This is a genomic window from Serratia bockelmannii (assembly GCF_008011855.1).
Taxonomy (GTDB): Bacteria; Pseudomonadota; Gammaproteobacteria; order Enterobacterales; family Enterobacteriaceae; genus Serratia; species Serratia bockelmannii.
Genome location: NZ_VOUX01000010.1, coordinates 1 through 20,041, shown reverse-complemented (window position 1 = coordinate 20,041; position 20,041 = coordinate 1). Strand labels below are relative to the sequence as shown.

The following is a 20,041-nucleotide window of genomic DNA, read 5'->3' as shown; positions in this document are numbered from 1 at the left end:
GAGTAGGACACTGCCAGGCATCAAATAAAACAACAAGCCTCATGCGAAAGCATGGGGCTTTTTGTTTTGTCTGTTATCTGGCGTTCTGCACGAGCATGGGCATCCTGAGACGAATTGTGTAGGACAAATCCGCCGGGAGCGGATTTGAACGTTGCGAAGCAACGGCCCGAAGGGGGGCGGGCAGGACGCCCGCCATAAACTGCCAGGCATCAAATAAAGCCGAAAGCCCTGAACTGACGTTCAGGGCTTTTTGCTATGCGTAAAACGTAAAAAAGCGCAGCTACGCTGCGCTGCTCTCCCCAGCTTATCTCCGACAGACAGCCAGAGAAAAGGCCCCGAAGGGCCTTTGATTAGGGTGTGTTTGCTTTTTTTCACTTATTATTCGATTAATGCGAGCTGCCCTGAGAGATACCCAGCCCGGTTTGCGAACGGACAAACTGCGCCCGGAAGCGTTCCCGCTCCTGCTGCCCGGCCAGCGAGCTGTCGGTGATCGAGAACAGCCAGGTGCCGACAAAGGCCACGATCATCGAGAACAGCGCCGGGTATTCATACGGGTAAATCGGTTTTTCATGGCCGAGGATCTGCACCCAGATCGTCGGGCCGAGGATCATCAGAATCACCGCCGTTAACAGACCCAGCCAGCCGCCAATCATCGCGCCGCGGGTCGTCAAACGCGACCAGTACATCGACAGGATGATGATAGGGAAGTTACAGCTGGCAGCGATAGAGAACGCCAGCCCGACCATAAAGGCGATATTCTGCTTCTCGAACAAAATCCCCAGGGCAATAGCAACCAGGCCCAATACCACGACGGTGACCTTTGAGACCTTCAGCTCGTCACGCTCGGTCGCCTTGCCGTTTTTCATCACGCTGGCGTACAGATCGTGGGAAACCGCCGAGGCACCGGCCAGCGTCAGGCCTGCAACGACCGCCAGAATGGTGGCGAAGGCCACCGCCGAGATAAAGCCGAGGAAGAAGTTGCCGCCAACGGCATTGGCCAGGTGCACCGCCGCCATATTGGTGCCGCCCAGCAGCGCGCCGGTGGCGTCTTTGAACGCCGGATTGGCGCTGACCAGCAAGATGGCGCCGAAGCCGATGATAAAGGTCAGAATATAGAAGTAACCGATAAAGCCGGTGGCGTAGAACACGCTCTTGCGCGCTTCCTTGGCGTCACTCACGGTGAAGAAACGCATCAGGATGTGCGGCAGACCGGCGGTGCCGAACATCAGCGCCAGGCCAAGCGACAGCGCGGAAATCGGATCGGAGACCAGACCACCGGGGCTCATGATGGCGATGCCTTTCGGATGCACCTTCACCGCTTCGGCGAACAGGGTATTGAAGTCGAAGTTAACCGACTTCATCACCATCAGCGCCATAAAACTGGCGCCGGCCAGCAGCAGCACCGCCTTGATGATCTGCACCCAGGTGGTGGCCAGCATGCCGCCGAACAGCACGTACAGCACCATCAGGATGCCGACCAGGATCACCGCCACATGGTAGTTGAGCCCGAACAGCAGCTGGATCAGCTTGCCGGCGCCGACCATCTGCGCGATCAGATACAGCGCCACCACCACCAACGAGCCGCAGGCCGAGAGGGTGCGGATTGGTTTCTGCTGCAGACGGTAAGAGGCGACATCGGCAAAGGTATAACGGCCGAGGTTGCGCAAGCGCTCCGCGATCAGGAACAGAATGATCGGCCAGCCGATGAGGAAGCCGATGGAGTAAATCAGTCCGTCATAGCCCGAGGTGTAGACCAGGGCGGAGATACCGAGGAACGAGGCGGCGGACATGAAGTCACCGGCGATCGCCAGCCCGTTTTGCAGACCGGTGATTCGCCCGCCCGCGGTGTAGTAGTCCTGACGGGAACGGGTGCGTTTGGAGGCCCAATAGGTGATGTAGAGCGTGGCGCCGACAAACAGGATAAACATCACGATCGCCTGGATGTTCAGCGGCTGGCGATGCACCTCGCCGCCAATGGCGTCGGCGCAGGCCAGACCGGGCAGCAACAGCAGCGCGGCGGCGGACAATAAGCGCTTCATTGTTTCACCTCACGCAGAATCTCTGCGGTGAGGCGATCGAATTCGCCGTTGGCGCGAAACACGTAGATCCCGGTCAAGACGAAAGAGATCACGATCAGCCCGACGCCGACCGGGATCCCGCGGGTGATGGTCGATCCGGCGGCGATCGGCGTGCCGAGCCATTGCGGATCGAAGGCGATCAACAGAATAAAGCCGACGTACAGCGCCAGCGTAATCAGTGAAAGCAGCCAGGCGAACCGGCCGCGTTTTCTCACCAGCTCTTTAAAGCGCGGGTTTTCTTCAATCCCTTGATAAATGGTGTCATTCATCAGAGTGTCTCCAGTCGGTATTGAGAGAGTACGCCGCGCCAGGGCCGCTCAACGGTGCGTGATCCGGATTGAGCGGCCTGAAGCGGCATAAATTATGACGGCACTTTCATTGATTGTTTTTCTTCCAACAGCTTGTCGACGACGGCCGGATCCGCCAGCGTAGAGGTATCCCCCAGGTTGCTGGTGTCGCCGGCGGCAATTTTGCGCAGGATACGCCGCATGATCTTGCCGGAGCGCGTTTTGGGCAGCGAATCTGTCCAGTGCAGTACGTCCGGCGTGGCGATCGGCCCTATCTCTTTGCGCACCCAGTTGCGCACTTCGGTATAGAGCTCCGGCGTCGGTTCTTCGCCGTGGTTCAGCGTGATGTAGGCGTAGATCGCCTGGCCTTTGATGTTATGAGGAATGCCGACCACCGCCGCTTCGGCGATTTTCGGGTGCGATACCAGCGCGGACTCAATCTCGGCGGTGCCCAGACGGTGGCCGGAGACGTTCAGCACGTCATCGACGCGGCCGGTGATCCAGTAGTAACCGTCTTCGTCGCGGCGTGCGCCGTCGCCGCTGAAGTACATGCCTTTGAAAGTCGAGAAGTAGGTTTGCTCGAAGCGGTCATGATCGCCGAACAGGGTACGCGCCTGCCCCGGCCAGGAGTCGACGATCACCAGGTTGCCTTCGCAGGCGCCTTCCTGCGGTGTGCCGACGTTATCGACCAATGCCGGCTGTACGCCGAAGAAAGGTCGCGTGGCTGAACCGGCTTTCAGCTCGGTGGCGCCCGGCAGCGGGGTAATCATGAAGCCGCCGGTTTCGGTTTGCCACCAGGTATCGACGATCGGGCACTTCGCGTTGCCTATCTTGTTGTAATACCACTCCCAGGCTTCTGGGTTGATCGGCTCGCCGACCGAGCCCATGATGCGCAGCGAATCGCGTCGGGTGCCCTCGATCGCCTTGTCGCCTTCGGCCATCAGAGCGCGAATGGCGGTCGGTGCGGTGTACAGAATGTTGACCTGGTGCTTGTCGATCACCTGCGACAGGCGATTGACGCCCGGATAGTTAGGCACGCCTTCGAACATCAGCGTGGTGGCGCCGCAGGCCAGCGGGCCGTACAGCAGATAACTGTGGCCGGTGACCCAGCCCACGTCGGCGGTGCACCAATAAATGTCGCCGTCGTGGTAGTCGAACACATACTTAAAGGTCATCGCGGCGTAGACCAGGTAGCCGCCGGTGGTGTGCAGCACGCCTTTCGGCTTGCCGGTCGAACCGGAGGTATACAGGATAAACAGCGGATCTTCGGCGTTCACTTCTGCCGGTGGGCAGTCGGCGGAGACGCCCTGGGTCAGCTCATGCCACCACAGATCGCGCCCTTCCTGCCAGTAGCCCGGTTTCCCGGTGCGTTGGAACACCACCACGTTAGCCACGCTGACTACGCCGGGATTTTTCAGCGCATCATCGACGTTCTTTTTCAGCGGCACGGCGCGGCCGGCGCGCAGGCCTTCATCGGCGGTAATCACCAGCTTGGCGTTGGAGTCGATAATGCGTCCGGCGACCGCTTCCGGTGAGAAGCCGCCGAAGATCACCGAATGTACGGCGCCGATACGCGCGCAGGCCAGCATCGCGACCGCCGCTTCCGGCACCATCGGCATATAGATAGCCACCACGTCGCCTTTTTTCACGCCGAGCTTTTTCAGCACGTTGGCGAACTGGCAGACGTCATGGTGCAGCTGTTTGTAAGTCACGTTCTTGGATTGGGTCGGGTCGTCGCCTTCCCAGATAATGGCGGTCTGGTCGCCGCGCTCGGCCAAATGACGATCCAGACAGTTGGCCGCCAGGTTCAACGTGCCGTCTTCAAACCAACGGATGCTGACGTGGCCCGGATCGAACGAGGTGTTTTTGACTTTGGTATAGGGTTTGATCCAGTCCAGGATTTTGCCATGCTCACCCCAGAAAGCCTCTGGGTCTTGAACCGACTGTTGATAATACTGTTGGTATTGTGCCGGATTAATCAGGGCGCGTTCTGCAATTGCAGAAGGAATAGCGTGTTTATGCAGTTGGCTCATAGCTTTTCTCCTTGAAGTTGTTAATGATATGTCAACTGAAGGTTAAGTATAGTTTGCTACGATTCTTTGTTTCTTTTTTGCGCGGCAGATCACGCAACAAAGATATTGATTTGTAATCGTTCTGTCGCATTTGCAGGACATATCTATCTATTTGGCGCTTAAATCCTCATAAACCCACGTTTTTAACCAAAAACACTTATCTAAAGAACAAAAAAGAATAAAAAAAGGCGAGGGTATTTGCCTCGCGCTTAATAAGGATGGGAGAGACCAGCATTATTTCGCGCTATAAATCTTTTTTGATTATTTTTCGCTATTAATATTCGAAGTTGGTATTAACGCGATATAACGATGGACGGCACATCGTGAAATAACGTTCTATTAATGCTTCATACCTGATGAAAAATCGGGAAATACCCTATGGCATTCATCCTGCGGTATCGTTCGATTTTTAATCTAAATATAAAATGGCGCTGCATTTATGGGTGAAAATGTCACTCGGCCAATTCCCATTTATTTGACTTTTGAGTAACAAAATATAAACATTCGGTGCGGACTAAATATGCAGAATGGACGAAAAATAACGCATTTTAATCGCGTTCAAAAAAACGTCACCGGCGCGGTTATGTGCTTCATTATCTGAAAAATTATGTTTTTAATAACAAGCAATTATGCCATTTGAAATAGTTACGCGAAATTTTTGTGATTCGATTCAGCGCTCAACCCTGACAAATCAAGGCTTGCAGAGCATGCCGCCCGGATGATACAGATTTATACTGCGTCGCACCCAGGGCAGGTGAACGCTTCCACTGAATTAACATAAGCCTGTAATAAATGATTAAGTATTCTTTTCGCCGTGTTGCGACTTTGTACGGCGCAAAGAGTCTTTGAGGACTTTTTGGGTATGAAAAGTGTAAAAATTAGCCTGGCTTGGCAAATCCTGATCGCGTTGGTACTGGGTATTATTGTTGGCGCGGTATTGCACAACCAGACAGAATCTCGTGAGTGGCTGGTCAGCAATATTCTCAGCCCGGCGGGTGATATCTTTATTCGTCTGATCAAGATGATTGTGGTGCCGATCGTTATTTCCACGCTGATCGTCGGTATTGCCGGTGTGGGGGATGCGAAAAAGCTGGGCCGCATCGGATTGAAAACCATTATTTACTTCGAAGTGATCACCACGATCGCCATCGTGGTGGGGTTGACGCTGGCCAACGTATTCCAACCCGGCCACGGCATCGACATGTCGACGTTGACCACGGTGGACATTTCGCAGTATGAGAAAACCACCGAACAGGTGCAAAGCGGTTCGCACAGTCTGGTGGCGACCATTCTGTCGCTGATCCCATCGAACGTCTTCTCGTCGATGGCCAAGGGCGACATGCTGCCGATTATCTTCTTCTCGGTGCTGTTCGGTCTGGGGCTGTCGTCGTTGCCGAAAGAGACCAAAGAGCCGTTGCTGAAGGTGTTCAAGGCGGTGTCCGAGAGCATGTTCAAAGTCACCCACATGATCATGCGCTATGCGCCGATCGGGGTATTCGGTCTGATTTCGGTCACGGTAGCCAACTTCGGTTTCGCTTCGCTGCTGCCGCTGGCCAAGCTGGTGCTGCTGGTATACTTCGCCATCGCGTTCTTCGCCCTGGTGGTGCTGGGGGCGGTCGCCCGGCTGTGCAATCTGCGCATCTGGACGCTGATCCGCATCCTGAAAGACGAACTGATCCTGGCTTATTCCACCGCCAGCTCGGAAACGGTGCTGCCGCGCATCATCGAAAAGATGGAGGCTTACGGCGCGCCCAAGTCGATCACTAGCTTCGTGGTGCCGACTGGCTACTCCTTTAACCTGGATGGCTCGACGCTGTACCAGAGCATCGCCGCTATCTTTATCGCCCAGCTGTACGGCATCGAACTGTCGTTGGGGCAGGAGATCGTGCTGGTGCTGACGCTGATGGTAACCTCGAAAGGGATCGCCGGCGTGCCGGGGGTCTCGTTCGTGGTGCTGCTGGCGACGTTGGGCAGCGTCGGCATCCCGCTGGAAGGCCTGGCGTTCATCGCCGGCGTGGACCGTATCCTGGATATGGCGCGTACCGCGCTGAACGTGGTGGGCAACGCGCTGGCGGTACTGGTGATCGCCAAGTGGGAGCACCAGTTCGATCGCAAGAAGGCGCTGGCTTACGAAACGGAGTTTCTGGCGCAGAAGGTGAAGCCGGCCAACCAGGCCTAATCACGAGTATCGCCGACGTTAAAAACGCCCCAGGCAGTTGTGCCGGGGCGTTTTGTTTTTATGGCCCTTCAACCTGCCACTTTCTTTTCTCTGCCCAACTGCGCGACTTGCATCCCCGCTTAACAAAATCTAAAGTGTTACCAAATTAATAGAAATGATAATAGATGTTATTATCATTTTCATTTGATGATGTATGGAGACACGCAAAAGCCGTTGAACGGCGGGGTTACGCCCGCTCGACGTCTTTATTCGGGCTTATCAAAGGTAGGTAACATGTCGGACACCGCTTTGGCCTCTGAATGGTTGCCGCTGGCGCCAGCGCAGCTTGATTTCTGGGAAGAACACACCTTGCACCCTGGGCAGACTCTGTCCACCGTCGCACATTGCACCGAACTGTGCGGCGCGGTAGAGGAAGAGACGCTCTGCCGGGCGATCGCCACCACTCTCGCCGAGACGCAGGCGTTTGCCTTGCGCTTTGGTGAGCGGCATGGCGACTCTCCCCCGCTGTTACGTTACGATCCACAGCGCACGCCGCCATTGCAACGCATCGATCTGCAAACGCACGACGATCCCTGGCAGGCGGCGCAAAACCTGATGCGCGAAGATATCGCGCAGCGCCGGGCGCTGCACAGCGAACCGTTAGCTGCAGCCTGGCTGCTCAAGCTGGGGCCGGAGCGCTACCTCTGGTACGTGCGTGCGCACCATATTCTGGTTGATGGCTTCGGCATGGCCCTGATCGAACACCGCTGCGCCGCGTTATATGCGCACTATCTGGGTGAGGGCAGCGCAGGTATGCCTCTGGGCGCCTTCGACGTCTTTCAACAGGCCGAGCTGGCCTACGCTGATTCTGAGCGATGCGAGCGCGATCGGCGCTTTTGGCAGACCTATCTGCCGCCGTCGCAGGTGCTGCCGACGGTGCGCAAGGGCGGTGAGGCCTATGGCGTACGGCGTCTGAGCACCCACCACCGGCTGCCGGCGGCGGTGTCGCACTCTCTGGCGCAGTTGGCGGAGCGTAGCGGCATCAATTGGCCCGACTTGCTGGTGGCGCTGTCGGCGGCCTGGCTGTTTCAGGTGATGCCGCGCTGTGCCCGGCAAGGCGATACGCTGCCGATGTGGATGCCGGCGATGAATCGCCGTGGGCAGGCAGCCACTAACGTGCCTTCGCTGGCGGTCAACACGCTGCCGCTGCTGGTGTCACCGCCGCAAGCGGAGACGCTGGGGAGCTTTCTCACCACGCTGACGCAGCAGCTGCGGGAGCTGCGCAGCCACGCTGGCTACCGTCTGCGCCAATTGGCCGCCGATCGCGGTGTGGATCCGGGCTCGCGCTTCTTTATTTCCCCCTTCATCAACGTGCAACCCTTCGATGCGCCTCGTTTTACTGGCTGTCGCGGTACCCGCAGCGTATTGGCCGGCGGCTCGGGTGACGGTTTTAACCTGACGTATCGCGGCCGCACCGACGCCCGCGATCTGCAGGTGGATATCGATATTTATCTGGAACAATTCCCGACGGAGGATACGCTGGACTATGGCGAGGCGCTGCAAGAATTTCTGATGCGCGCGCTGCAGCGGGAAGCCTGGGAGCAACCGCTGGCGGCCCTGACGGCGTTACCCGCCTGAGAAAATGCGGGCGGGGGATGTCCCCGCCCGAGTGGTATGGTTTCAGCTGGCCAGCAACGCCGCCACTTCGCGTGCGTTCTTGCATGGCAAGAGCGCACTGCTTACCAGACGGGTGCCGAAAGCGTCATTGAGGCGTGCCGCCACCTGTTTGATATGCGGCAGCTTCAGTCCCATGGCGATAAACGCCGTCTCTTCCCCCCATTCCGGGCGCGGCGTTACGCCAATCGCCTGCCAGTAAATGGTCAGGATCTCGGCGCTGCGCGCCACCGGTGCGTTCGGCGGCGGGGCCGCGCAGGCGTTCAACGCCGGCGCGGTTTGCTGGTGGCTCAGGTCGGCGCGGATGCGATGGCGATCGGTTTTACCGTTGGCGGATAGCGGCAGCGCCTCGGCATGGATAAAGCGCGTGGGGATATGGGTACAGGGCAGATAGCCGGTGGCGAAGGCGCGGATCTCGGACAGCGGCAGCGGCTTGCCGTCGCGGGTCAGATACAGGGCGCCGAGCGCTGCCTCGTTGTTCTCTCCGCTGGGATAATCCACCACTACCATATCCAGGATCACCGGATGGCGGCGCAGCACGTCTTCGATTTCCGGCAGCGAGACGCGCACGCCGCGGATCTTCACATAGCCGTTCACCCGGGTGGCGAACATGATGTTGCCGTCCGCACGGTAATAGCCCTGATCGCCGGTGCGGAAAGCGCGCAGCGGTTGCCCGTCCGGTCCTTCGAGGGTAACGAAATCGTGCTGCTTCAGCTCCCCCTGCTCCAGATAGCCTAACGCCAGGTTCACCCCGGCGGTGTGAATGCGGCCGACCACGCCGGCCGGGCAGTGGCTGCCGTCGTCATGGCAGATGAAGTAGCGGTTAGCCGGCAGCGGGCGGCCGTAAGGCACGGTGCCGCTCTCCTGTGGGGCGATCGGGTGCCAGATGCTCCAGATGGTGGTTTCGGTCGGCCCGCCGAGTGAGAACAGCGCGAGATCCTGGCGCAGGGTACGCAGGGTTTGTACCGTCGCCGGCTTGATATAGTCGCCGCCTTGCGCCACCAGGCGCAGCGAGCGCAGGCTGTCGGCCGTTTTGCAGGTGAGCAGCATCTCCAGAATGGCGGGTACCGAACACCACAGGGTGACCCGATGTTTTTCCACCAGTTGGTTCCAGCTGATGGCATCCTTTTCCTGATGTGGCGCCGGCAGCACCAGCGTGGCGCCGGCGCACAGCGAACCGAACAGATCGAACATCGACATGTCATGGTGCGGCGGCGTAACGGAAATGAAGACATCGTCGGCGGTGACTCTCCAGCGCTGTTGGGTTTGGTGCACGACGTTGGCGGTGGCGCGGTTGTTAAGCACCACGCATTTAGGCTTACCGGTGGTGCCGGAGGTATACAGGTAGTAGCTCGCGGCCTGGCTGGCGCTGCGTTCAACCAGCGTCCGTTCATCCGGCAGCGCGGGTGCGCGATCCGCCTGCGCCAGCAGGGTCGCCGGCGTCACGCCGATCGGCGTTTCGAGATCGCCGCCGTGCACTACCAGCGTCGGCCGGCAATTCTCCAGCAGGTAGGCGGTGCGTTCCGGCGGCGAGTTGATATCGATAGGCACCCAGACCACGCCCTGCAGGGCGCAGGCGAGGCTGAAGATGATCTGTTCCGGGCTGCGCGGCAGATACAGTGCCACCACGTTGCCCGGCTGCACGCCGCGGCTCTGCAGGTTGGCGATCGCCGTGGCGATCCGCTGGCCCAGCTCGCGGTAGGTTAGCGTCTGCTCGCCGCAGATCAGCGCATTGCCGCCGTCTTGCGCGCCGAACAGCCGCTCGGCCAGCTGCGCCAGATAAGGATAAGGCGCGTAATTCGCTTCGCTGTCGTTGTGGCGGTAATGCGCCAGATCGATGAAGTCGCGCGGCGCGATCGCCAGGTCGGCCCGTTGGCAACTGTGCAGGATGCGTCGCTGCAACGCCGCCAGCATCGCTTCTACCTGTTCGCCATGCAGCGCCTGCTCGGCGTAGTCCACGCACAGCTGCAGATTTTTTTCGCTGTCCAACGTCAGGCGGATATCGATGGCGACCTGCGGCGTTTGGGTCAGGCCGTCGTGAAAGCGCACCGGCGCCTCGGCTGGCAGCGTTTCCCAACCCAGGCAATTGGTCAGGATCACCGGCAGCGCCGGGCCGCCCTGGCTTTGGCCGAGCAACTGCCGCGCCAGATCGACGCCGGAAAACGCCAGGTGATCGAGCGCGCCGAGCACGTCGTCCTGCAAGGCTTGCGCGCGCTGGATAAAGTCTTCGCCGTAGCGCGAATAGCGCACCGCCACGAAGCTGGAGGCGTTGCCCAGGGCGCCGTCGGCGGCGGGGAACGCCACCGGCACCCCGACGCACAGCTCGCCGTCGGTGGTCCAGTGGGCCAGCGTATCGAGGATCAGCGCCGACAGCAGGCTGTTGCGCAGCAGCGCATGCGGCGATCCCAGACGGCCAAGCTGTTTAACCGTGTCGTGCGGCAACGTCAGGCTGGCGCGGCGATAGCGTGATGAGGTGAGATTGGCGAGCGGGGCGCGCCACGGCAACGCCGACGGGGTGGTGACATCCTGCAGCTTTTCGCGCCAGTAGGCGGCATCGGCCTGGCGTTGCGCCGCCGATGCGGCGGGGGGCGGCAAGGCGGCGGCGGTCGGCGCCAGAGGGCGATCGTCGAACAGGCGCGCGATCACGGTGGAGATCCCCTGGCCGTCTAAGATCAAGGCATCGAAGCTGGTAAAGATCAGCGTATCGTACGGCGATCCCGTCGGATCCTGCTGTTCGGCAAGTTGGATCACGGCGATGCGCCACAGCGGTTGGCTCGGATCGTGGCGCTGGTGGGAGTAACGCGCGCGCAGTTGTTCGACCTGGCGCTGCGCCGCTTCACCATCAAGGGCGCGCAGATCGTGGCGATCCAGATGCAGCGTGGTTTCCGGGCGTACGTGCTGCGTGCCGCGCGGCACATCGATGCAGGTGCGCAGTGCCGGGTAGTGTTGAACCAGCTCGGTCAGGCGCGCTTCAAGGCGCGGTACGTCCAGCTGCCGGGCGCGATATTCGCGAAAGTCGTGCATCGCCACGCCGCCCAGCGGCCATCGATCGCTGCGGCCCAGAAGATAGGCCTGCTGCAGTGCGGTTAATGGTGTCTCCATGGTACTTCCCTATAGTCGCTAACCGATTAAATCTCAGTGCTGCGGCGCCAGCGCGGCGAGCAGCGTTTTCGCATTCCGTCCTGCCTCGGGCGAGCGTTGGCAGATCAATGCCGCCAGCGCCGCCGGAGAGGGATGCGCCGCCAGATCCTGCGCCGTCAGCGCCGCCGCCAGATATTTGTTGAGCACCGTCAGCAGCGCGTTCACCCCAGCATCCGGCAGGGCCAAGCGGTGGATATCGTCGTGGTCGTGCAAGCTAGCCTCGGGAGCCACCCGCGCCAGCAGCCGGTGCAGCACCTGGCGCACCGGTGCCTGCTGCGCCAGCGCGTCGGGTGTGCATTGCGCCAACAGCTGTGACAGCGGGCGATCGAACGCCTCCGTTTGCCGTGCGGCCAGGTGCAGCAGCGCACGATAACAGGCCAGCAGGCGCGGCAGCGCGTGCTCGGGGAATGCGTCCAGCCGCACGTCCCAGTTAATCAGAATGCCGTCGTCGACGTGGGCGACCTGCGCATCCAGCGCAACCTGCGGTCCTTGAGAGATGACCCAGCCGAGACGGCCGAAGGTGTCGGTGACCCGTTCGGAAAACAGCGTCTTGCCGCGGATGCCGAAACCAGCGGTAAACACCACCGGCGAAGGCTGCAGGCTGCCGTGCAGGCGCGACAGATCGCGCATCACGCTCACGCCGGGGTAATCCGCATGTTCGATAAGCTCTGCCAGCTGTGCCATCAGGCGCCGGCAGAAAGCGCTCAGGTTTTCCGTCGGGTTCAGCTCCACGCCGAGCAGCACCAGGTTAGAGAAATCGCCGATAAGACGATGCGCGTCCTCCCGTTCGCTTTCGCGGTGGAACAGCGGCACGTTGAGCCGGAAGCGCGTCATATTCCAACCCTGGCCGACGGCCAGTGCGAACAGCGCTAAAAACAGCGTAGAGAGGGAGGTGTGGTGCCGCTTGGCGACATTCTCCAGCGCGCGGCTTTCTTCTGCATTCAGCTGTACGGCCAGGCGATCGCTGCGGCAGCGGTCCGGCGTGCGCAGCAGGCGCGGCGCCGGGGGCACCTGCGCCAGGCGTTCACGCCACCAACGCTGGCCGCGTTCGCGCCGCTGGCGTAGCGCCTCGTCGGCGTCGCGTCGTTCGAGGTGATCAAAGTAGGCCGCTGGTGCGTCATCGGAGGGGGGCGGCGGACACCGGTGATAAAACGCCGTCAGATCCTCCATCAACAGGCGAAAGCTCATGGCATCGCCGGCGATCATGTCGAGATCGACATGCAGGCGGCTGCGCCCTTCCGGCAACAGGCTCAGGCTGATATCGCAGGGCACGCCCTGTTCCAGCGGCAGCAGCTGGGTGCTTTTTGCCTGGCGTTTGGCGGCGAGCGCGGCTGCCAGCGTTGCTTCATCGGCGTGCTGCCAATCGTCGAGATGCAAGGCGTGCCGAGGGCCGGGAGGCGCGATCGTCTGCCGGCCATCGTCGGTAATGCGCAGACGTAACAGCGGATGGTGCAGGTACAGCGCCTCGACGGCCTGGCGCAGCCGAGCGGTATCCAGCTCGCCGCCGTCGAATTCCGCATACAGGTGGGCGGCCATGCCGCCGAGGGGAGGAGCGGACTGTCGGCCTACCCAATAGGCGGCCTGCATCGTGGTCAAAGCTTTCATCGGGTATCCATTTTGATTCAGCCAACGAGACTGCAAGAATATATCCAAATGTTAATAGGAATGAAAATTATTATTATTTGATCCGTTTGGCGATCGGGTGCTATCTATAAGGCGTTTTAGCGACGCCGGGCAGCGAGGGCATTGGGTGTGAATAATTTATCTATATTATTCTTAGCATTGAAATGATTGCTTGTTATTGCAGCGCTCGTTTTTCCTGCGAAAGTATAAGGGTTTCTGGCAGTTATCTTGTCAGGTCTCACACCTTTGTTGATAATGATTTGCATTAGAAAATGCAAAATATTATCATTCTTAACATTATTTTACGTTTTTATACAAGCTGCCGGCCGCTCCGCCGGCGGCTTAGCCGTGGACGGGGCCGCGCCCGTCCGGCCGCGAAAGGCATGGGTTTGCCGCAGGGATAAGCAACAGCAAGGCCGGGAAGGCCGCAGCGTCATGGTCTGTGTGAGTGTCGATGTAGGTTGTGTAAAAAAAAATCAAATTTTGTGCACCTCTGGGATGAAAGGAGAAGACATCTATGGGCAAGCATTTTGCGGCTCAACGGCATGAAAGCGTAGGAAACGGGGAAAAGGCGGGGTTGAAAGCCATTGGGGCGTTTTCCTCCGTATTTTTAGGGGTTTGTTCACTGGCGATCGGTAACGTCAACGCGGCGGAAACCAAGAGCAACGAAACCTACCAGGACGCGGAAACGCTGCTGGTTACCGGTGAGAAGGTCAAACGTTCCATTTTCGACACCGGCTCCAGCGTCGAAGTGTTCGACAGCAACCGCATCTCCTCTATGCCTAATGCGACACAGGTTCCCGATTTGCTGCGCATGACCCCCAACGTGGTGGATGTCGGCATCGGCAACGATCTGCCAACCGTGCGTGGCGTTGACGGCTCCGGCCCGACCACCGGTGCCGGCGCTTTCCTCAGCGGCACCAGGCCGCGCCTCAATCTGTCGTTGGACGGCCGTTCGCTGACCTATAACGAACAAGCCTACGGACCGCAATCGTTGTGGGATCTGGATCGCGTTGAAGTGTTCCGCGGCCCGCAAAGTTACATTCAGGGGCGCAACGCCATCGCCGGCGCCATCGTCATGGCCAGTAAAGACCCGACCTTCGAATGGGAAAGCGCCTTCAAGGGCGGGGCCGGCAATCAGCACTCCTCTCAACTAGCCGCCATGGCGTCCGGCCCGCTGGTGGAAGACCAGTTGGCGTTCCGTGTCAGCGTCGATCGCCAGCGTCGCCGCAGCGATGCTGACCTGCCGGCCTATGAGCCGGTGGGCGATCCGCGTGAAGTGGAGGCCACCACCGCCCGTGCCAAGCTGCTGTTCAACCCGGCCGGTTTGCGCGATCTGACCACCAAGTTGACCTTTAACCACTTTGGCAGCACCGCACCGCAGAACGAAAGCCTCAACCCGCAGCCGCATCCTGCGAGTGCGCGTCACGACATCCGTCGGCCGGTGTTCAAAAGCAATGTGAACAGCGGGATCTGGGATCTGGCCTGGGAGGCCTCCGATGGCCTGGCGTTGGAAAACCGCGTTATCTATACCGATTTCAACATTAACCGCGCCACGGCTTATCAGCTGCCGTACGCCGACATCGGCGGTAAAGAGGTGCACGTAGAACCGGTGGTACGCTTCGGCGGCGCGGACAGCCGCCTGCACGGGCTGGCGGGGCTGCGTTATTTCCACGCCAAGCAGGATGAGTTCGTCAATATCTTCGGCGGCGCGACTTTTAAAGATAAAACCGACACTAACTCGGCCTTCGCTGAGCTGACCTATGCGCTGACGCCGCAGGTGGACGTGACTGCCGCCAGCCGCCTGGAACGCGAACATCGCCAACGCAATGGCGGCAGCAAGGCGGTGCGCATCGACTTCGACGAAACCTACACGGTGTTCCTGCCGAAACTGGACGTGGCCTGGAAACCGACGGACACCCAAACCTACGGTGCCAAGATCGCTCGCGGTTATAACGCTGGCGGTGCAGGCATTACTCTCAGCAGCCCGATCGTCAGTTACACCTACGGTTCCGAGTATGTCTGGAACTATGAGTTGTACACCCGCCATCACCTGAAAGACGCCAACGTGGTGCTGACCAGCAACGTGTTCTACAACGATTACAAAGACATGCAGCTGCCTTATTACCTGGGTGAAAATTCCAGCGTGATCCGCAACGCCGACAAGGTGGAAACCTACGGCGCGGAAATCGGCGCCACCTGGCAGCCGCGTTGGGACTTCGAGCTGTTCGGTAACGTTGGCCTGCTGAAAACCAAGATCAAAAAGTTCTCGGGCAGCGGCGTGGAAGGGCATGAATTGGGACGCGCGCCGGCTTACACCGCCAACATGGGCGCCAAATATCAGTTCCTGAAAGGGTGGGAAGTGAGCACTAACGTGGCGTTCTCGGACTCCTATTACTCGGCGTATGACAACGATTCGCGCGGGCGTATAGGTTCTTACTGGTCGGCTAACGCCCAGCTGGCCTACACCTTCGCCTATGGGCGCGCCACGCTGTTTGCGCAAAACCTGTTCGACTCCGAGCGTCGCATCATGGTTGGCGGCAACGATATCTACACCGCGACGCAGCAGCGCCCGCGCATGGTCGGCGCGGCGGTTGAGCTGAATTTCTAACGCTATCGCGATGATGGGGGGACGAATGTCCCCCGTTTTATGCGCTATCCCGGCACGGCCGGGCAAAGGAGATAACGCAGTGATCGGTGATTTTGACAGCATTCTGAGCGATGAAGAGGCCCAGCGGCTGGAGAGCGCGTTTCAGGCGCTGGGCGCGGCGTCGGCGAACGGCGATCGGCCGGTGAGCGAAGCCGAAGAGCGGGCATGGTTTGCCCATCTGCAGCAGGGTGACGCACGCGGGCAGCGGGCGATGGCCTGGCGCCTGACGGGAGAGGTGGATATCGCCCAACTGACGGCGGCGCTGCAAGCGCTGGTGCGGGAAACGCCGGGCGTGAACGTGCGTTACGTTTTTGATGACGAAAACGGTTTGGTTAAACGCGCTGCCGATTCGGCGCCGTTGCCGGTGAGCCTGCGTCAGGTGGCGGATGAACAACACGCCATTTGTCGTCTGCTGCAAGTGCAGGCGGCGCCATTTGAACTGGAAAGCGAAGCGCCGCTGCGCTGCCTGCTGTTGCTCACGCCTGCCGATGACGTGATTTTGGGCGTGGTATTGCATGACATCCTGGCGGAAGCGCTGCCGTGGCGCCATCTGCCGGCGATGCTGTCCGCCCGCTATAACGGAGATGCGATGCCTCTGCCTTTCGCGGCGGCGCCGGTCGAGCTGCCGGAAATCCCTGCGCCACAGCTGCCCTGGGCGCGCCAGGCGGTCTCGCTGCAGGATTACCGCAGCCCGGCGCAGCGTACTGAAGCCTTGCCGCCGGTGGGCGCGCGCGTGGTCACACGCATTGATCGCTCGCTGTTGCCCGCCAACGACACGCCGCGGGCCTTGCTGGCGGCGGTGGCGGCACGGTTTGCCGAGTTCGTCGCCGCGCAGGCCGGCGGCCAAGCGGTGCAGCTGTGCGTGCTGGCCGCAGAAACGGCAGAGTGCGTCGGTCTGGAGCTGGGCCTGACGGCGGCGCCGCTGATGCGCCTGACCGTGCAGCATGGCGAGGGCGACGTCGGGCAGCGGCTGCTGGCGCAGGCCGTGGCTGAACAGCCGGATCCGCAGCGGGCGCAGTTGCTGGTGGCCTGGCGTGACGATCTGGCCGCAGAGTGGCGGCTGGAAGGCGTTCACGCCGAACGCCTGTTGCTGCCGCCGCTGCATACGCCGTTTGAACTGGCGCTGCTATTGGGCTTGCCCGAAGCGGAAGCGTTAACGCTGGAGCTGGTCACCGACCCGCGCCTGTCTCCGCACGCGGCGCCTTTCCTGCTGGAGCAGTTCAGCGCGTTCCTGGCCGGGCAGCGAATTGCCGTCGCATTGCCGGTGGCTGAGGCCGTTTCCCCGGCGATGGCCGCGCCGGCGGCGAACGGCGACGCCGACGAAAGCGTTGCGCCGCTGATTTTGCAGGAGTTCCGTGAGGCGCTGGTGGCGCCGGAAATGACCCTGGATGAAGACTTCTTCGATCGCGGCGGCCATTCGCTGGTCGCTACCCGGGTGATCGGCCGCTTGCTGAGCCTGCATCAGATCGAAATCAACATTAACGATCTGTTCAGTCATCCGACGGCGCGCGGGTTGGCGGGCTACGCCAAACGCCTGAACGTTGCGCAGCCGAATGCCGCGCTAGCGATCGCCGACGATCATGAGGGGGCGCAGGCGCCGCTGTCGCTGGCGCAGGAATCGCTGTGGAAGGTGTATGAAGCCTTCGGCCATGACGAGATTTTCAACCTGCCGTTCTCTCTTCGCTTCTTCGATGCGGTAGACGAAACGGCGCTGCACCAGGCGTTTATCGACGTCATGACTCGCCATACCGTGCTGCGTTCACGCTTCGTCGAGCAGCAGGGGGAGGTGGTGCAGGTGGTGGTGCCGGCCGCAGAACTGCCGGATTATCAGTGGTTCCGCTTCTCTCACGAGACGCCGGCGGGTAATGCCGCCGCCCTGTTGGCCGACGCCGGCCAGCACCGGTTCGATCTGGCCGCCGAGCTGCCGCTGCGCGCCACGCTGCTGCGCGATGCGGACAACGGCCAACAGCTGCTGTCGTTGCTGTTCCACCATGTGGTGCTGGATGAATGGTCGCTCAATCTGATGATGGATGAGCTGGGCGTCGCCTATCGCCATCGCGTCGTCGGCCAGGCGCCGCAGTGGAGCGGGCAGCCGCCGCAGTTCCACACTTTCGCCCGGCAGCAGCGGGCCTCCGGGGTGCAGCAGCAACATCTGGACTACTGGCTCGATGCGCTGCGCGGCGCGCCGGTCGGCCAGCCGATCTTCCGGCAAGAAGCGTCCACCCATCCGGCGGTGCCGGCACCGGCGGACGTCAACGGCGGCTGGCTGGAGTTCGAGGTCGATCCTGCCGTGGCGGAAGGCCTGTATCAGCTTGCCCGCCGCAACAACGCTTCGCTGTTCAACGTGGTGTATGCCGGGATTACCTCGGCGCTGCGTCTGCTGGGCGGCCCGGCGGATCTGCTGGTGGGCACCTCAACCTCTGGCCGTAACGACGCCGAGTTCTTCGATACCGTCGGCTATTTCACCACCGTGGTGGTGCACCGCGTGCGCTTCGACGAGGGGCTGACGGTGGCCGGGTTGGTCAGCCAGGTGAAAAACACCATCAATGGCTCGCTGCCGTACACCGACATTCCGATCGATCTGGTGGAGGAAGGGCTGTTCGGCGTGGACGCCGACCGCAAGAACCACATGTTCGAAGTGTTCATCCAGATCCACAGCCGCATCAAGCTGAACGGCGAGTTCCGGCTGCAGGACGGCAGCGCGATCGCCTACCGTCAGGTGGAGCCGGAGAAAGCCGAATCGTTGCTCGGCCTGCAGTTTGAGGTGATGGAAGACGATCTGGCCGGGAAGAAATCCCTGCGGGTGATGATGACCTACCGTCAGGATCACTACAGCCGGGAGCAGGCCAATCTGATCGCCGACGGCGTTCAGCACGTCTTTACCCAGTTTGCGCAGCACATCGCTGGCGATATCGCTCTGGCGGCGCTGCCGCCCGGGCCGCAGGCATGACGTTGTTTCACTCTAACCGAAAGCATGATTTTCAAGGAGATAAAAGGATGTCTGGAACCCTAGCAACCCCGCGCGCGCTACTGTCGCTGCTGGTGGCGGCCTCTTTGGTGGTCGCCGGCGCCGCGCAGGCGGACGATGTCGGCATCAAACCGCAGGACATCAAGCGCGAGGCGCTGTCGTCGACGGTGGTGGAGATGGCCTACAGCACCTCGCAACAGGCGCTGTTCGTCAGCGCGCCGGACTGGAAGGAAGAGGCGCGTTCCCGCGTGCTGCGGCTGGATCCCAACACCCTGGCGATCAAGGCAGAGATCCCGCTGCAGGTGAAAGGCTTCGGCGTGGCGTTGAACGACGCGGGCAATCGCCTGTACCTGACGCAGGCCTTCAACGGCGAAGTCGGGGTGGTGGACACCACCACCAACCACGCGTTGGGCAGCATCAAGCTGCTGGACAAAGCGGTGCTGGAGCAGGCTTACAAGCAGGCGGGCATCAGCGGCAAGCGCCTGGATTTCCTGTTGGCGGAGCTGAAGAAATTCAAAATCACCGAGGACTACCTGTACCGCCTCCGCGAGCTCAAGTATGACGCGCAAAGCGGCCGTCTGTTCCTGCCGGGCCTGGGCTTCGGCGTCGACAGCGTGCTGTACGTGGTCGATACCAAGGCCGGCAAGCTGGAGAAAGTGATCCCGGGCTTCGGCTACAACGCGGTGGGCATCACGCTGGATGAGAAGGGCCGTCGGGTATTCGTTTCCAACATGCAGGGGCAGGTGATCACCCTGAACGCCGACACGCTGGCGATCACCGCCACGCACGAAGTGCAGGCCGATCAGCTGCTGAACCTGGTGTATGACCCGGCGAGCAATCGCCTGCTGGGCGTCGATCAGGGTATCGATCGCGACGACTACCGCAACCATCATCTGGGGCACGACTACGTGAAGCGCAGCAGTGGCCACCGGGTGTTTGCGCTGGATGCGGACAGCGGCAAAGTGCTGGCCAGCGAGCTGACGGATGAGGTGCCGATCGGTCTGCTGCTCGACGAGCGCAGCCAGCGGCTGTATGTCGCCAACCGCAAAGGCGTGCGCGTGGATCACGGCGCCGGGACGCTGACGGTGTTCGACGCCAAGACGCTCAAGCGCCTGCAAACCGTAGACCTGCCGCCGCACCCTAACAGCCTGGCGTTGGATCCGAAAGGCGACGCGCTGTTCGTGACGGTGAAAAACGACGGCGCTTCCACCAAGGCCGGCAAGCCGGAAAGCGTGGTGCGCATTCAGCTGCACACCAGGTAACGAGAGAGCGAAAGTAAAAAGGGGCGCCGCGGCGCCCCTTTTTCGTTGGGTCTGACCCGTCCTGAATAGCGTTGACACATTTTACTCACGCACAGAGGAAAATGTGATGAACCAGTATATTAAACGCA

Annotated in this window: 10 protein-coding genes; 5 read left to right on the top strand and 5 right to left on the bottom strand. The window is 60.7% G+C overall.

Features of this window, described 5'->3' with window-relative positions; genetic code table 11:
• Nucleotides 1–386: 386 nt before the first annotated feature.
• From actP to acs, 3 genes are all read right to left on the bottom strand, one after another.
• A complete protein-coding gene (actP, locus tag FOT55_RS12400; protein WP_089181546.1) occupies nucleotides 387–2,039 on the bottom strand; it encodes a cation/acetate symporter ActP in 1,653 nt (550 codons plus the stop codon).
• Nucleotides 2,036–2,347 carry a DUF485 domain-containing protein gene (locus tag FOT55_RS12395; protein ID WP_004930047.1) on the bottom strand — a complete coding sequence of 104 codons (312 nt, stop codon included), beginning with the start codon at nucleotides 2,345–2,347 and terminating at the stop codon, nucleotides 2,036–2,038. The genes actP and FOT55_RS12395 overlap by 4 nt, the downstream gene beginning before the upstream one ends.
• 92 nt (nucleotides 2,348–2,439) lie before the next feature.
• Nucleotides 2,440–4,398, bottom strand: a complete 1,959-nt coding sequence (gene acs, locus FOT55_RS12390) for an acetate--CoA ligase (protein ID WP_141997051.1) — start codon at nucleotides 4,396–4,398, stop codon at nucleotides 2,440–2,442.
• 901 nt (nucleotides 4,399–5,299) lie between these two features.
• On the opposite strand from acs, the gene gltP reads away from it, so the two are divergent.
• Together gltP and FOT55_RS12380 are read left to right on the top strand one after the other, a co-directional pair.
• Entirely contained in the window at nucleotides 5,300–6,616 is a 1,317-nt protein-coding gene (gene gltP / locus FOT55_RS12385; protein ID WP_043142347.1) for a glutamate/aspartate:proton symporter GltP, read from the top strand.
• Nucleotides 6,617–6,889: 273 nt separating this feature from the next.
• On the top strand, nucleotides 6,890–8,233 hold the full coding sequence (locus FOT55_RS12380) for a condensation domain-containing protein (protein ID WP_147823510.1): 1,344 nt from the start codon (nucleotides 6,890–6,892) through the stop codon (nucleotides 8,231–8,233).
• Between the two features lie 42 nt (nucleotides 8,234–8,275).
• Here the strand turns inward: FOT55_RS12380 and FOT55_RS12375 are convergent, their stop codons facing one another.
• Both FOT55_RS12375 and FOT55_RS12370 read right to left on the bottom strand, forming a co-directional pair.
• On the bottom strand, nucleotides 8,276–11,371 hold the full coding sequence (locus tag FOT55_RS12375) for an amino acid adenylation domain-containing protein (RefSeq protein WP_147823509.1): 3,096 nt from the start codon (nucleotides 11,369–11,371) through the stop codon (nucleotides 8,276–8,278).
• A 33-nt stretch (nucleotides 11,372–11,404) separates the two neighbouring features.
• Complete coding sequence (locus FOT55_RS12370; protein ID WP_049207227.1) at nucleotides 11,405–13,015, bottom strand: condensation domain-containing protein; 1,611 nt, start codon at nucleotides 13,013–13,015, stop codon at nucleotides 11,405–11,407.
• Between the two features lie 535 nt (nucleotides 13,016–13,550).
• On the opposite strand from FOT55_RS12370, the gene FOT55_RS12365 reads away from it, so the two are divergent.
• From FOT55_RS12365 to FOT55_RS12355, 3 genes are all read left to right on the top strand, one after another.
• Nucleotides 13,551–15,644, top strand: coding sequence for a TonB-dependent receptor (locus FOT55_RS12365; RefSeq protein WP_033638948.1), 2,094 nt, complete (start codon nucleotides 13,551–13,553; stop codon nucleotides 15,642–15,644).
• A gap of 79 nt (nucleotides 15,645–15,723) precedes the next feature.
• Nucleotides 15,724–18,633, top strand: a complete 2,910-nt coding sequence (locus tag FOT55_RS12360; RefSeq protein ID WP_147823508.1) for a condensation domain-containing protein — start codon at nucleotides 15,724–15,726, stop codon at nucleotides 18,631–18,633.
• 47 nt (nucleotides 18,634–18,680) lie between these two features.
• Nucleotides 18,681–19,913, top strand: coding sequence for a YncE family protein (locus FOT55_RS12355; RefSeq protein WP_025304962.1), 1,233 nt, complete (start codon nucleotides 18,681–18,683; stop codon nucleotides 19,911–19,913).
• Nucleotides 19,914–20,041 lie beyond the last annotated feature (128 nt).

Bases quoted from the DNA above. Each gene is read 5' to 3' on its own strand.
- acs (WP_141997051.1), bottom strand. From the start codon at position 4,398: ATGAGCCAACTGCATAAACACGCTATTCCTTCTGCAATTGCAGAACGC.
- FOT55_RS12365 (WP_033638948.1), top strand. From the start codon at position 13,551: ATGGGCAAGCATTTTGCGGCTCAACGGCATGAAAGCGTAGGAAACGGG.
- FOT55_RS12375 (WP_147823509.1), bottom strand. From the start codon at position 11,371: ATGGAGACACCATTAACCGCACTGCAGCAGGCCTATCTTCTGGGCCGC.
- actP (WP_089181546.1), bottom strand. From the start codon at position 2,039: ATGAAGCGCTTATTGTCCGCCGCCGCGCTGCTGTTGCTGCCCGGTCTG.
- FOT55_RS12370 (WP_049207227.1), bottom strand. From the start codon at position 13,015: ATGAAAGCTTTGACCACGATGCAGGCCGCCTATTGGGTAGGCCGACAG.
- gltP (WP_043142347.1), top strand. From the start codon at position 5,300: ATGAAAAGTGTAAAAATTAGCCTGGCTTGGCAAATCCTGATCGCGTTG.
- FOT55_RS12355 (WP_025304962.1), top strand. From the start codon at position 18,681: ATGTCTGGAACCCTAGCAACCCCGCGCGCGCTACTGTCGCTGCTGGTG.
- FOT55_RS12395 (WP_004930047.1), bottom strand. From the start codon at position 2,347: ATGAATGACACCATTTATCAAGGGATTGAAGAAAACCCGCGCTTTAAA.
- FOT55_RS12380 (WP_147823510.1), top strand. From the start codon at position 6,890: ATGTCGGACACCGCTTTGGCCTCTGAATGGTTGCCGCTGGCGCCAGCG.